Origin of the sequence: Pseudodesulfovibrio profundus (assembly GCF_900217235.1) — a bacterium.
Lineage (GTDB): Bacteria > Desulfobacterota > Desulfovibrionia > Desulfovibrionales > Desulfovibrionaceae > Pseudodesulfovibrio > Pseudodesulfovibrio profundus.
Window position 1 is genome coordinate 2,818,181 of the sequence record NZ_LT907975.1, and the last position, 12,993, is coordinate 2,831,173.

12 protein-coding genes are annotated in these 12,993 nt (G+C 55.6%); 11 read left to right on the forward strand and 1 reads right to left on the reverse strand.

Going from position 1 to position 12,993, the window contains the following annotated elements; translation table 11 throughout:
- Nucleotides 1-125 precede the first annotated feature (125 nt).
- From purM to DPRO_RS13340, 6 genes are all read left to right on the forward strand, one after another.
- The gene (gene purM, locus DPRO_RS13315; protein WP_097012495.1) at nt 126-1,187 is read left to right on the forward strand and encodes a phosphoribosylformylglycinamidine cyclo-ligase; all 1,062 of its coding nucleotides are present in this window, start codon (nt 126-128) and stop codon (nt 1,185-1,187) included.
- Nucleotides 1,188-1,400: 213 nt separating this feature from the next.
- Nucleotides 1,401-1,820: a rhodanese-related (seleno)protein gene (locus tag DPRO_RS13320; protein ID WP_407681389.1), complete on the forward strand. Its 420-nt coding sequence runs from the start codon at nt 1,401-1,403 to the stop codon at nt 1,818-1,820.
- 205 nt (nt 1,821-2,025) lie between these two features.
- A complete protein-coding gene (gene greA / locus DPRO_RS13325) occupies nt 2,026-2,520 on the forward strand; it encodes a transcription elongation factor GreA (RefSeq protein WP_097012497.1) in 495 nt (164 codons plus the stop codon).
- Between the two features lie 70 nt (nt 2,521-2,590).
- On the forward strand, nt 2,591-3,370 hold the full coding sequence (locus tag DPRO_RS13330) for a hypothetical protein (protein ID WP_097013753.1): 780 nt from the start codon (nt 2,591-2,593) through the stop codon (nt 3,368-3,370).
- Entirely contained in the window at nt 3,370-4,017 is a 648-nt protein-coding gene (locus tag DPRO_RS13335) for an RluA family pseudouridine synthase (protein WP_097012498.1), read from the forward strand. The genes DPRO_RS13330 and DPRO_RS13335 overlap by 1 nt, the downstream gene beginning before the upstream one ends.
- Before the next feature lie 443 nt (nt 4,018-4,460).
- Complete coding sequence (locus DPRO_RS13340; RefSeq protein WP_097012499.1) at nt 4,461-6,647, forward strand: glutamine synthetase III family protein; 2,187 nt, start codon at nt 4,461-4,463, stop codon at nt 6,645-6,647.
- A gap of 89 nt (nt 6,648-6,736) precedes the next feature.
- On the opposite strand, the gene DPRO_RS13345 is transcribed toward DPRO_RS13340, so the two are convergent.
- Nucleotides 6,737-7,744: a Gfo/Idh/MocA family protein gene (locus DPRO_RS13345; RefSeq protein WP_097012500.1), complete on the reverse strand. Its 1,008-nt coding sequence runs from the start codon at nt 7,742-7,744 to the stop codon at nt 6,737-6,739.
- A gap of 190 nt (nt 7,745-7,934) precedes the next feature.
- Here DPRO_RS13345 and DPRO_RS13350 point away from each other — a divergent pair, with 190 nt between their 5' ends.
- The 5 genes from DPRO_RS13350 (at nt 7,935) to DPRO_RS13370 (ending at nt 12,972) form a co-directional block, all read left to right on the forward strand.
- Nucleotides 7,935-8,348, forward strand: coding sequence for a hypothetical protein (locus DPRO_RS13350; RefSeq protein WP_097012501.1), 414 nt, complete (start codon nt 7,935-7,937; stop codon nt 8,346-8,348).
- Between the two features lie 196 nt (nt 8,349-8,544).
- A complete protein-coding gene (locus DPRO_RS13355) occupies nt 8,545-9,585 on the forward strand; it encodes a UDP-glucose--hexose-1-phosphate uridylyltransferase (protein ID WP_097012502.1) in 1,041 nt (346 codons plus the stop codon).
- The gene (locus tag DPRO_RS13360; protein WP_097012503.1) at nt 9,585-10,892 is read left to right on the forward strand and encodes a galactokinase; all 1,308 of its coding nucleotides are present in this window, start codon (nt 9,585-9,587) and stop codon (nt 10,890-10,892) included. The genes DPRO_RS13355 and DPRO_RS13360 overlap by 1 nt, the downstream gene beginning before the upstream one ends.
- Before the next feature lie 2 nt (nt 10,893-10,894).
- Nucleotides 10,895-11,917: a LacI family DNA-binding transcriptional regulator gene (locus DPRO_RS13365; protein ID WP_097012504.1), complete on the forward strand. Its 1,023-nt coding sequence runs from the start codon at nt 10,895-10,897 to the stop codon at nt 11,915-11,917.
- Nucleotides 11,917-12,972 carry an aldose epimerase family protein gene (locus tag DPRO_RS13370; protein WP_097012505.1) on the forward strand — a complete coding sequence of 352 codons (1,056 nt, stop codon included), beginning with the start codon at nt 11,917-11,919 and terminating at the stop codon, nt 12,970-12,972. The genes DPRO_RS13365 and DPRO_RS13370 overlap by 1 nt, the downstream gene beginning before the upstream one ends.
- Nucleotides 12,973-12,993: the final 21 nt, after the last annotated feature.

Here is a 12,993-nt window from a genome sequence, read left to right on the forward strand (position 1 = left end):
TCATAATATATAGTCCAGACGCCTTTTGCAATGCAATTGACGCGCCGGGTGAAGTCTATACTTGAACTTGCAGCGGCAACCATCTATAGAGCTTCCATCTTGAACGCGTATTACGGAGAGAGAGAATGAGCGACAGTGCAAAACGGTCCCAGGCCTACACGGCCGCCGGTGTTGATATCGAGGCAGGCAACCAGTTCGTCAGCCGCATCAAAGACATGGTGAAATCCACGTTCACGCCTGGCGTGGCTACGGATATCGGTGGCTTTGGCGGGTTGTTCAAACCTGAAATTGCCGGAATGGAAGCGCCCATGCTCGTGGCCGGTGCCGATGGTGTCGGAACCAAGCTCAAGCTGGCTTTCATGTTCGACCGCCACGATACCGTGGGTATCGATCTGGTGGCAATGTCTGTCAATGATGTGCTGGTGCAGGGTGCGCAGCCACTTTTCTTCCTGGATTATTTTGCCACCGGCAAGCTCGAATCCGGCGTGGCCGAACAGGTCGTGTCCGGTGTGTGCGAAGGGTGCAGACAGTCCGATTGCGCGCTGCTGGGCGGCGAGACTGCCGAAATGCCCGGGTTCTACCCGGACGGCGAGTACGACCTCTCTGGCTTTGCCGTGGGCATGGTCGATACGCCCAAGATGGTCACCGGTAAAGACGTCGCCCCCGGCGATGTGATCATCGGTCTGGCTTCTTCCGGCGCGCACTCCAACGGCTGGTCGCTCATCCGCAAACTTTACGATGAATCCGGTCTCAAGGCGGATGACACCTTCCCCGGTACCGAGAAAACCGTGGCCGAAGTGCTCATTGAGCCGACCCGTCTGTATGTCAAGCCGGTGCTTAAGTTGCTCGAAGCCGTCACGGTCAAGGGCATGGTGCACGTTACCGGTGGCGGGTTCTACGATAACATCCCCCGCATTCTTCCTGAGCAGGTCGCGGCCCGCATCGAGTTTGGCTCCTGGCCCATGCTGCCCATTTTCGACTGGATCAAGGAGCAGGGCGATCTCTCCTGGCCGGAAATGCTCCAGATCTTCAACTGCGGTATCGGATACATTGTCATTGTCAGTGCTGAAGAGGCTGACAAGGCTCTGGACATGCTTGATGCCCGCGATGATGTGGACAGCTACCGTATCGGCGAAATCGTCGAGAGCGAAAAAGCAGCCGAGCAGTGTGAAGTGCTCTTCCCGTAGACCGGCGGATTATATGTTGTATCAGCCCCGGCCTCTGCGCCGGGGCTTTTTTTTTGGTCTTATGAACACCCCTTGCCCGTGGGTGAGCGGTGATTGATATTTTCAGGATTGGCTTGTCTGATCGGTTTGCTTCTGGTCTATTGATGAAAGGAATCCCTTTTGTCGACCTCGGAGTGATTGTTCTTCGGGCGATACCACCAACCGGAGGTGCCAATGTTGAAGAAGTGTTTAGTCCCTGTCATCAGCCTTATGGTGCTGGTGGCTCTCATGGTGATGGCAACCACTGCCGAAGTTGCTTTCGCGCAGGACGTTCCGCGCATGGAGGCTGATCAACTGCTGGAGCAGATTGATTCGCCGGATGTGCTGATTATTGACGTTCGTCGCGGTGGTGACTGGACAGGCAGCGGCAAGATGATCAAGAACAGTGTCCGTAAACCCTATGATGATGTTGAAAGCTGGGTGGACACACTACCCCAAGGCAAAACCATTGTCCTGTACTGCGCGTGAAGCAATGAGTACACCAGCGCCCGGGTGGCGCGGAAGCTGATCGCGGCCGGTTTTGATGATGTGTATGCCTTAAAAGGCGGGTGGCATAACTGGGAGGTTTCGGGATTTCCTATTCAATTAAAGTAGTACTCTGGCAAGCGGCTGCGGGCTGAAAGGCCCGTCGTCGCTATGTATGGCCGGATTTCCTTGACCAATATGCCTCAATGGACTATTGATAGAGGAAGTCAACCACCAATGATACTGATTTGCAGGGGCGCGGACCCTCCCTGAGAAGCCGCGTGATCTGCATCTTTTTTTTATCCTTTTTTTGACTTAACACGAGGTTAACACAATGGATCGTATTCCTATTTCAAAACAGGGGTTCGACAAGATCAAGCTGGAACTGGAAGACCTGAAGGCACAGCGTCCCGCTATCATTCAGGCAATCAAGGAAGCCCGCGAAGAGGGTGACTTGAGTGAAAACGCCGGTTACGACGCCGCGCGTGAACGGCAGGGCATGCTTGAAGCCCGTATTACCTACATCAACTCGCGCATGCCGCTTTTCGACGTTATCGATATCGATACGCTGGACGATACCCGTGCTATCTTCGGCGCCACCGTTGTTGTAGAGGACATTGATACCGAGGAAACCCGCAAATACCTGCTTCTCGGCCCGGATGACGCCGATCACAAGAAGGGTTCCATTTCGGTCATGTCTCCTATGGGCAGGGCTCTGCTTGGCAAAGAGGAAGGCGATGAGGTCATCGTTGATGCTCCCCGTGGACGCATCGAGTATGAAGTAGTCTCCGTTGAATACCTCGGCTCCGAAGGTTTGCCCAAAGATTAGAGAATGTTCTTGTCTCGTGGCATGAACCATGTACACTGGCCCCACCGGTATTCCGGTGGGGTTTTTCATTATGCTTATAGAACCAGTGAACGTATCCGGCAGTTTCGACACCCGCGTCGCGGCCAAGGGCTTTTGTGAAGTCTGTGGCCGGGAGCACTCCACGGTGGTCGGCTATGCCACGCCCTATGCGCGGCGGCTTTTTCAGACCTTGAATGAAAAGCGTCGTATCGACCTGTCTGTGCCCGAGGAAAAAGCGGACTCCCGATTCTCTTTGGATTACCTGTTCGGCAAAGCGCGTGGACAGATGTTCGGGGTTTTGGTTGTGCGTGACATGGACGGGGCGACCGGCGTGCTCAAGGCATTTTCGGGCCAGTACAACGGGGCATGGAATGTCCCGGGATGGGTGCCGCCCCTTGTTAATACGGACGAGGTGGATGCCATCAGCTTCGGTGTTGAGCGCGTAATCAAAATGCTCGGGCGAATGATTGACGAGCTGGATGCATCCTCGGCAACCAGAACGCGTCTGATCGAACAGCGCAAGGCTGTTTCCCGGGCATTGATGAAGGATATTCACGCTCTGTACAAGGTGCCAAACATTGCCGGGGACCTGCGCCCGCTGCAGGAAGTGGTCGCCGGAGATAAAGGGATACCTACTGGTATGGGCGACTGTTGCGCTCCCAAGCTGATCGGGTATGCCGCCAAACACTCACTCACCCCCCTTGGGTTGGCAGAATTCTACGTCGGCAAGGAAAATCGGGCCGGAACAAGGAAACATGGCGGGATGTACTCTGCCTGTAGCGAAAAGTGCCAGCGAATTCTGGGATACATGCTCTGTGAGGAGTGCCGCTGATGTCGACAATTCCCGATGGGTTGACCATCGTCCATGAAGATACGACGTTCGTTGTTGTCGACAAACCGAGCGGTCTGCTGTCCGTTCCGGGCAAGGGTGAAGCGAATCAGGATTGCGTCGTTTCCCGTTTCAGGGAGATGTATCCCGACTCCATCGTTCAGCCGTCCGTGCACCGCCTCGATCAGGACACCTCGGGACTGCTTGTCATGGCCCGGACCGAAGAGGCACACCGAAATCTGTCCATACAGTTTATGGATCGTCTGGTGGGCAAGCGCTATGTGGCCCTGCTTGAAGGGCTTGTGGAGCAGAATGCCGGTATCATTGAACTGGCGTTCAGACTTGATCCGGACAACCGGCCCTATCAGGTGTATGATCCTGAAAAAGGGAAGCTCGGCACCACCCGCTGGCGCAAGCTTGGCGTGGAAAACGGTCACACCCGGGTGGAATTCATGCCCATGACAGGGCGAACCCATCAACTTCGACTGCACGCAGCCCACGAGAAAGGGCTGGGCGTTCCCATTGTCGGTGACCGTCTGTACGGTACAGGAACAGCCCCCGGACAGTTGAAACTCCATGCTTCTGTCCTGCGTTTCCGACACCCGGAAAACCGGACGCCTCTGGAATTTTCCTCCTCTCCCCCATTTTAGGTCTACTCCCGAACCTGTCGTTCAAATGTACCAATCTGGTACGAATGCATTCCTAATCCACTGCATTGACATATTTGAATCCGGCAAAAGTGGCATTTTTTTGTGCAAAAAAGACACATTAGTGCCGATTTGCCTTTTTTGATGAGAGGTTTTTTCATTAATGTCACCATAAATTTCAATTAAATCTGATTGTTAAAAAAAATAGCTTTTTTTTTAACAAAATTGTTTCTGTTTTATCCCAGAATTGAGCAAGTATACTACAATTTCGTATCATTTTGAGTTATGCTGAAAAATTGTAAATACGTAAGTGTTCAAAAATAATAGATTATTTTTGTTTGGCACGTAACTTGGTAATAGTGACGCCAAGACAATAAAAGGGTCAGGCGCCCTTTGGTCCGGAAGAGCCGGAAAACCTTTTTTATATGCCTGAAGGAGATTCTTACATGAGCGGATACCAGACTCGTCAGACCGCAATCGCAGCGGTGACCAACTACACCCCCACGGTCAAACCCCTGAACTTCGCTGAAACGTCCCCGACCCAAGTGTTCGGTACCAACGTTTTTTGCGACAAGGTCATGAAGAACATGTTGCCAAAAGACGTCTACAAGTCTCTGATGGCAACCAAAAAAGCCGGTAAGGAGATGGACCCGGCCATTGCCGGCCCTGTTGCCGCCGCCATGAAAGAATGGGCCATCTCCAAAGGCGCGACCCATTACACTCACGTATTCTATCCTCTGACCGGTCTGACCGCAGAGAAGCATGACGGTTTCCTGTCTCCGGACGGTGAAGGCGGCGCCATTGCCGAATTCGACGCTAAACTGCTGATCCAGGGTGAGCCGGATGCTTCCTCATTCCCGTCCGGTGGCCTGCGTGCAACTTTCGAAGCCCGCGGTTATACTGCCTGGGACGTGACTAACCCAGCTTACATCCTGGAAAACCCCAACGGTACCTTCCTCTGTATTCCCACCGCATTCATCTCCTGGAAAGGGCATGCGCTGGATAAGAAGACCCCGTTGCTGCGTGCCAACCAGGCCATCAACAAAGCTGGCCGTCGCTTCCTGGAACTCTTCGGCAATGACGATGGCAACATGGTCGTTTCCAATGCCGGTCCCGAGCAGGAATACTTTCTCCTTGATCGCAACTTCTATTTTGCCCGTCCTGACCTGATGGTTTGTGGCCGTACCCTGTTCGGCGCCAAACCCGCCAAGGGCCAGGAACTGGACGATCACTACTTCGGCGCCATTCCCCGCCGTGTGCTGTCCTTCATGCTGGAAGTCGAGCGTGAACTGTACAAGCTGGGCGTGCCGGTCAAGACCCGTCACAACGAAGTGGCTCCCGGTCAGTTCGAGATCGCTCCGGTTTACGAGCAGTCCAACCTGGCCACCGACCACAACCAGATGGTCATGACCACCCTGAAGTCCGTAGCCAAGCGCCACGGCATGGCCTGCCTGCTGCACGAAAAACCGTTCGCCGGTATCAACGGCTCCGGCAAGCACGTGAACTACTCCCTGTCCACCGAGACCCAGGGTTCCCTGTACTCCCCGGGCGATACCCCGGCAGAGAACATGCAGTTCCTGGCCGTGACCGCCGCCACCATCCGCGCCGTGGAAAAATACGGCAAACTGCTGCGTGCGGTTGTTGCCTCTGCTGGTAACGACCATCGCCTTGGCGCCAACGAGGCCCCGCCGGCCATCATTTCCATCTTCCTGGGTGCCGAGCTGGCCGAAATCTTCAACCAGATCGAAATGGGCGACCTCAAGGGTACCGAGTCCAAAGGCAAGCTCCGCGTCGGCGTTGATACGCTGCCTCCGCTGCCCATGGATTCCGGCGACCGTAACCGTACCTCGCCTTTCGCATTCACCGGCAACCGTTTCGAGTTCCGCGCTGTTGGTTCCAACCAGTCCATCGCCGGTGCACAGGTTGCATTGAACACCATCATCGCTGAAGCGCTCGATTACATGTGCGATGAAATCGAAGCCATCACCAAGGGTGACGCTTCCAAGCTGAGCGAAGCGTGCCAGAAGGTCATTCAGAACATCATGAAAGAGCATGGCCACATCATCTTCAACGGTGACGGGTATGCTGATGCCTGGCAGGTTGAAGCTGAGAAGCGCGGTCTGCCCAACCTGAAAACCACTGCTGACGCACTGCCCGCGCTGGTCGAGCCGGAAGTCATTGAAGTCTTCGAGAAGTACGGCGTACTTTCCAAGGACGAGTTGTACTCCCGTCACGAGATTTACCACGAGCAGTACAACCAGCACATTCAGACCGAGTCCGCACTGGTCGTGAAGATCGCCAAGACCATCATCCTGCCTGCCGCCATCCGCTATCAGGGTGAACTGGCCGGTACCGCTGCCAACCTCAAGGCCGCTGGTATTGATGGTGTGGCAACTCCGTGCCTGACCGAAGTGACCGGACTGATCGGAAAGATGACCGATGCTGTCGCCGCACTGGAAGCCGTCATGGACAAGTGCGACTTCGCAAACGTCGAAGAAGAAGCTGTTTACAAGACCAAAGAGACCCTGCCTGCCATGCTCGCCGTCCGCGAAGTCGCAGATGCAATGGAAGGCATGGTAGCAGACGATCTGTGGCCGTTGCCCAGCTACCAGGAAATGCTGTTCATCAAATAGTATTCCGGAGCAGAAGAGAGAGAAAAGTCAGGGGTCCGCTTGCGAGAGCGGGCCCCTTTCCTTTGAATCGCAGGAGTTTGAATTGGCTCTTAGCAGACGACCCATTGGCCGATACCGGCCGATTCGATGAGCACCTCAAGGGTGTGCATATTGGCCCAGGCATCGGTCAGCGGTGTGGGGACCGGCGTATCGTCGATGATTGACTTGGCAAAGGCATCGCCTTGCAATGTGTACTGATCGCAGACCCCGAAGGTCGTGGTTCGTATCCGATCCTCTTCATCCTCCAGTCGATCACGCTGTACAATGATCTGTGTCGGCGCATTGGGCGGCGCATTGAAAGGAATGAGAATTTCGATCCGCCCGTCGGTGCCGAGTATGTTGACGCGTTGATAGGGCGAAAGCTGGGTGGAGCAGGTAAAGGTAGAGACCTTGCCGTTGAAATCCATCATGCCGGAAAACAGTCGATCGGTACCGAACTCGGGATCGCGATCGGCAAAACCGCAGCAGCGGGTCGGTTCGGCATTGAAAAGGAACCTGGACAGGGAAATGCTGTAGCAGCCGATATCCATCAATCCGCCGCCGCCAATGGCTGCCATGTTGCGGATGTTGTTGGGATCGTCATTGAAATAGGAGAAAAAGGACTGGATAGTCACCAGATCGCCGATTTCTCCTTCATCCACCAGGCGCTTGGCTTCGATCCATTGTGGGTGGAAACGGTACATGAACCCTTCCATGACCTTGAGGTGAGGGTAGCGGCTGGTTGCATCGATGAGCTTGTTGGCGTCTTCGGTGTCGAGGCCGATGGGCTTTTCGCACAGGACGTGCTTGCCCGCAGCCATGGCGTTGATCGACCACTTCACATGAAGATGATTGGGAAGCGGGACATACACGGCATCGATATCCGGGTCGTTCAGCATGGCTTCGTATGAGCCATACGACTTCGGGATGGATAGCTCGTCGGCTGCAGCCCGCGCTGATTCCTCGTTGCGTGAACAGATGGCGTCCACGGTTGTATATTCCCCTTGTTGCAGAGCGGGGATGACCTTGGTTCGTGCGATCTTTGCCGTGCTGAGAATGCCGAAGCGAATTGTTTTCATGGTACGATCCTCATGTGTTTCCGGCCAACCTATCGTATGCAGGGAAGTTCTGGCAACACTTGTGCCGCAGGCGAGGGCCGCGATCTTGCCTTGACCCGGACAGTCTGTGGCAGATACGTTGTTAGCGTAGTAAAATAGTTGAAAATAGAAGCGCTCAATATGATTGCGGCGCTTAACAGCCGGAGGAAATATGTCGGAAGAAGGACAGAGAATAGAGTTTGGCGATAAAGGCCCGTATCTTTTGCAGGAACTCGCCATGGAGCCGCAGGCCATGTTGCTTGAAGAGCATGACGTATGCCTGCTGCAGTTCGACCAGTTGTTTATCCCGGTCAGTCTTGCTGCGTGTGCGCCGTTTGCAGCAGCCCTTGCCAACATGAGCCAGGCCGATATCGGTCCCGAGCGGGCAGGGATGATTCCCCTCGATATTGATACGACGCAGATGACCGAGTTGCCGCTTGTAACGCGCACGGATGATGAATCCTTCCAGCACAATGAAACCATCTATGTGGATGTGTTCTTTGGCGATACAAAGGCGCGCCTCTGCTTTTCCATCTACGTAGCTGCCGTCATCGGTCAGGTGTTGTCTCAGGTTCCAGCCGAGTAGCAGAAAGGCAGTCCTCGCTGCTGTCGCTTGCACAGCAACCATTTTGTCCATGCCTTCTTGACAGGAATGGTCCCTTGTGATTTGTTGCAAACAGGTGCCGCAAACGTTTGCGGTATCGTTTGCGACCCGCTGAAAAGAGATGATAGCGGGCATTTCATTTCTTTGTGGTGAAGTGAAAGCAAGGACAGGGGAAGGCATGAATTTTGACGATCAGCCGCACCGACGCCTCAATCAATTGACAGGGGAGTGGGTGCTGGTTTCGCCGCACCGAACAAAACGTCCCTGGCAGGGGCAGGAAGAGGAATCCGACAGGGCGACGCTTCCGAAGTACGATCCTGCGTGTTACCTGTGTCCCGGTAATGAACGGGCCGGGGGCGCCGTCAATGATCAGTATGACGGTGTGTTTGTCTTCACCAATGATTTTTCCGCTCTGCTGCCCGAATCTCCCGACAGCCAGCCGGTTGCTGATGGCCTCTTCGTTGCCGAGCCTGAGCCTGGCCTGTGTCGGGTAATCTGCTATTCCCCCCGTCACGATCTGAACATGGCCCGTCTGGGAACCGAACGCGTTGCAGCCGTGGTCGATGCATGGTGTCGCGAATACGAAGAGCTCGGGGTGCGTGAAGATATCGGCTACGTCCAGATTTTTGAAAACCGCGGTTCAGTCATGGGATGTTCCAATCCGCATCCGCACGGACAAATCTGGGCCACCGGTGCCACGCCCATGTATCCGGCCTCGGAAGACGCCAGACAGGCAGTCCATCTGCGGGAACAGGGATCATGTCTCCTGTGCCGGTACATGGAGCAGGAACTGGCGAGCAGCGAGCGATTGATTTTCGAGAACGACTCCTTTGTCGTTGTCGTGCCGTTTTGGGCGATCTGGCCCTTTGAAACCATGGTCTTGCCCAAGGTGCACATGACGTCCATCTCCGAGATGGAGGGCAAACAGCGGCTTGATCTGGCCGATGCGCTGGTGCGACTGGGCATTCGATACGACAATCTTTTCCAGACCTCATTCCCCTATTCAATGGGTATTCATCAACGCCCCACAGATGGCGGAAACTATCCCCACTGGCATTGGCACATGCACTTTTATCCGCCCCTGCTTCGCTCCCGCAGCGTCAAAAAATTCATGGTGGGCTTCGAGATGATGGCCATGCCCCAGCGGGATCTGACAGCCGAAGCCGCTGCTGCGCGTTTGCGTGAGTTGTCGGAAACACACTATCTGGAGTCCCTCTAATGGAAACCGTGGTCGGCTATCTGTCTGCCTTGCGTAGTGGCGCCTTGGATGAATCCCTGATCGCCCTGTATGGTGAGGCCGCTCTTGTCAGGCAGAAGGAGCGGGTGCGAACCTTGCTGCGTCGCATGGAGCGGGGATTTGACAGCGGGCAGCGGGCCGCTCTTGTCAGTGCGCCGGGCCGGACCGAATTGGGAGGCAACCATACGGATCACAATAACGGTGTGGTGTTGGCCGCTGCCGTGCATTTTGACTGCCTGGCCCTTGCCACACCGGGTGGCGGCAAGGCGATCCGTATGCGTTCCGAAGGGTTCCCCGGCACCATTGAAGTGGATTTGTCTGACACGGCCCCCAGACCGGAAGAAGCTGACACGCCTCAGGCACTGATCCGCGGTGTGGCCGATGGTCTGGTCAAGGCGGGCTACCGTATCGGTCCGTTCAATGCCTGTGTGGCCGGAGAAGTACCCATGGGCGCGGGATTGAGTTCGTCTGCAGCCTTTGAAATCTGTGTCGGGCAGATATTCAGTCAGTTGTACAACAACGGCGAAGTTCCGCCTTTGGAACTGGCTCGCATCGGACAGCGCGCAGAGAATCTTTTTTTTGGCAAACCGTGTGGCCTCATGGACCAACTGGCCTGTGCGGTACAGGGGGTCCTGTCCATTGACTTCAAGGATCAGGCCCAGCCCGTGATTCGGGAAGTGGATGTGGATTTCAAGGCGGCCGGATACCAGTTGGTGGTGGTCGATACTGGGGGAAGTCATGCGGACCTGACCCCGGAGTACACTGCCATCCCACATGAAATGGGCCGTGCGGCGCGAGTGCTCGGTCAGGAGCGTGCCCGTGGATTGACCATTGACGATGTGCTGCAAGCCGCGCCCGCCATTCGACGCGAGGCCGGTGATCGCGCCGTGCTTCGTCTGATACATTTCATTGAGGAGACCGAGCGGGCGCAGGCGCAGGCCGAGGCGTTGTCACAGGGCAAGATTGATACATACCTTGATCTCGTCAATGCTTCCGGTGACTCCTCATGGCGATTGTTGCAGAACTGTATTTCCACCACACGCCCGGATGAGCAGGGGATCACCCTCGCCCTTGCGCTGACCAGGCGCTACCTACAAGGGCAGGGAGCCTGGCGCATACAGGGGGGAGGATTCGCCGGAACCATTCAGGCGTATGTGCCGCTTGACCGGCTGGACAGCTATATTTCCTCCATGGAAGGGGTGTTCGGGGCCGGGGCGGTCCTCCCGCTGTCCATCCGAAAGCCGGGCCGTGAGTTGATCATGCCTGCTTCGAGCAAAGGGGAGCGGTAGGCATGGGGCAGTTCACCATCAAGGATTTGGCCCGGAAGCTCTCGATTTCCCCGTCCACTGTGTCTCGGGCTTTGCGCGATCATCCAGACATCAGTAAAGAGACCAAACGGCGAGTCGTTGAAGCCGCCGAAAAATATCACTACCAGCCCAATCAGCTCGCACAGTCCCTGCAAAAGCGCCGTTCCAGCACCATCGGGGTCATTGTCCCGGAAATCCGACATCATTTCTTTTCCACCGTCATCAGCGGCATCGAAGAGGTCGCTTATGAGCACGGCTACACCATCATGGTGTGCCAATCCAACGAAACCATCGAGCGCGAAATCATCAACACGCAGGCACTGGTTGCCAACCGCGTGGCCGGTCTGCTTATCGCCATTTCCTCGGAAACAACGCGCTTCGAGCACCTTGAGAGCGTCATTCGCCGCTCCGTGCCACTGGTCCAGTTCGATCGGGTCGTGGAGGAGCTGGATACCAGCAAGGTCGTGGTTGATGACTACAAGGCCGCCTATGAAGCGGTGGAGCACCTGATTCAGGCAGGCTACCGGCGTATCGGCCATATGGCGGGGCAGGACGGCATTGCCCTCAACCATCATCGATTCCTGGGATACCGGGACGCCCTCCGCGATCATGGTCTGGAATATGACAGTCGTTGGCACCTGCATGGCGGTTACCGCGAAGATGACGGTCGGGTCGGAGCAGCAAAATTTCTGGCCATGGATGAGATGCCGGACGCCATTCTCGCCATCAACGATCCCGTGGCAGTCGGGCTGTTCTCGGAGTTCAAAAAAGCGGGGTTGCGCATACCGCACGACATCGCGCTGGTCGGATTTTCCGATACCCCGGCTGCGGCTCTTATCGATCCGCCATTGACCACCGTGTACCAACCCGCATTCGAAATGGGGCAGACGGCTGCATCACTTTTACTAAAGCAATTTGATACAGATGATGATATGATCGCTCCCGAAAAAGTAACCTTGGCTACAAAATTGTTGGTTCGCGGTTCATCCCGGCCAAAGGGGGCCTAATGGAAGTAGTGCGGGAGAAATGGGGACAATTGAAGGACGGGCGCTGGGCAGAGCGTTTTACCCTGTCCAATGCCAGAGGAATGCAGGCTGTCGTAACCAATTATGGCGCGACATTGATCGGCCTGACAGCGCCGGATAATAACGGCAATATGGCCGATGTCGTACTGGGGTTTGATACGCTGGACGAGTATGTTCATGGTCGCGGCTATTTCGGCGCGACCATCGGGCGCGTTGCCAATCGTCTTTCCGGCGGCAGTTTCATGCTGGATGGCAAGGTCCATGAGGTGGTCCAGAACAAGGATGGATTCCAGATTCACGGTGGCGCAGGTGGATTTCACTCCCGGTTGTGGGAAGCGGAAATCCGCAACGACGTTACCGGCTCCAAGCTGATCCTTTCCTATCGCAGCGAGGACGGGGAAGAGGGGTATCCCGGTAATGTTGATGTACAGGCCGTCTTTTCCATGATCGAAAATGGGCTGCGGATGGAGTATCGGGCAGCGACCGACACCCCGACCGTGCTGACCATGACCAACCACGCCTATTTCAATCTGAGCGGCCGAGGGGCTGACTCCATTCTTGATCACGTGGTCACACTGAATGCCAGCGGCTGGCTGCCCACGGATGAAAAGCAGATTCCCACAGGTGAAGTGGCCGAAGTTGCCGGTACACCGTTGGACTTTTCCCGGCCAACCGCCATCGGGCTTCGGATCGATGAATCCTTTCCGCCTCTGGAACTGGCCCATGGCTACGACCATTTCTACATCATTGACGGTGATCCCTGTGAATTGACACCGGCAGCACAAATATTTCACGGCGGTTCCGGGCGTGTGCTGGAGGTTTGCACCACGCAGCCCGGATTGCAATTTTACACGGGAAACCACATGGCAGACCGTATCAATGGGAAACTGGGTGTGCTATATGGACCACGCTCGGGTTTCTGTGTTGAAACGCAAGGGTATGTGGATGCGCCCAATCGACCGGAATTCCCTGCCGTTACACTGCGGCCCGGGGAAACGTATCATCATGTAACCGAATACCGCTTCTCGAACATGTGAGGCTGAAACTAGCGACCAAGG

Excerpts from the sequence above, each read along its gene's own strand:
- purM (WP_097012495.1), top strand. The coding sequence starts at position 126 with ATGAGCGACAGTGCAAAACGGTCCCAGGCCTACACGGCCGCCGGTGTT.
- DPRO_RS13350 (WP_097012501.1), top strand. The coding sequence starts at position 7,935 with ATGTCGGAAGAAGGACAGAGAATAGAGTTTGGCGATAAAGGCCCGTAT.
- DPRO_RS13330 (WP_097013753.1), top strand. The coding sequence starts at position 2,591 with ATGCTTATAGAACCAGTGAACGTATCCGGCAGTTTCGACACCCGCGTC.
- DPRO_RS13370 (WP_097012505.1), top strand. The coding sequence starts at position 11,917 with ATGGAAGTAGTGCGGGAGAAATGGGGACAATTGAAGGACGGGCGCTGG.
- DPRO_RS13360 (WP_097012503.1), top strand. The coding sequence starts at position 9,585 with ATGGAAACCGTGGTCGGCTATCTGTCTGCCTTGCGTAGTGGCGCCTTG.
- DPRO_RS13355 (WP_097012502.1), top strand. The coding sequence starts at position 8,545 with ATGAATTTTGACGATCAGCCGCACCGACGCCTCAATCAATTGACAGGG.
- DPRO_RS13345 (WP_097012500.1), bottom strand. The coding sequence starts at position 7,744 with ATGAAAACAATTCGCTTCGGCATTCTCAGCACGGCAAAGATCGCACGA.
- greA (WP_097012497.1), top strand. The coding sequence starts at position 2,026 with ATGGATCGTATTCCTATTTCAAAACAGGGGTTCGACAAGATCAAGCTG.
- DPRO_RS13335 (WP_097012498.1), top strand. The coding sequence starts at position 3,370 with ATGTCGACAATTCCCGATGGGTTGACCATCGTCCATGAAGATACGACG.
- DPRO_RS13340 (WP_097012499.1), top strand. The coding sequence starts at position 4,461 with ATGAGCGGATACCAGACTCGTCAGACCGCAATCGCAGCGGTGACCAAC.
- DPRO_RS13365 (WP_097012504.1), top strand. The coding sequence starts at position 10,895 with ATGGGGCAGTTCACCATCAAGGATTTGGCCCGGAAGCTCTCGATTTCC.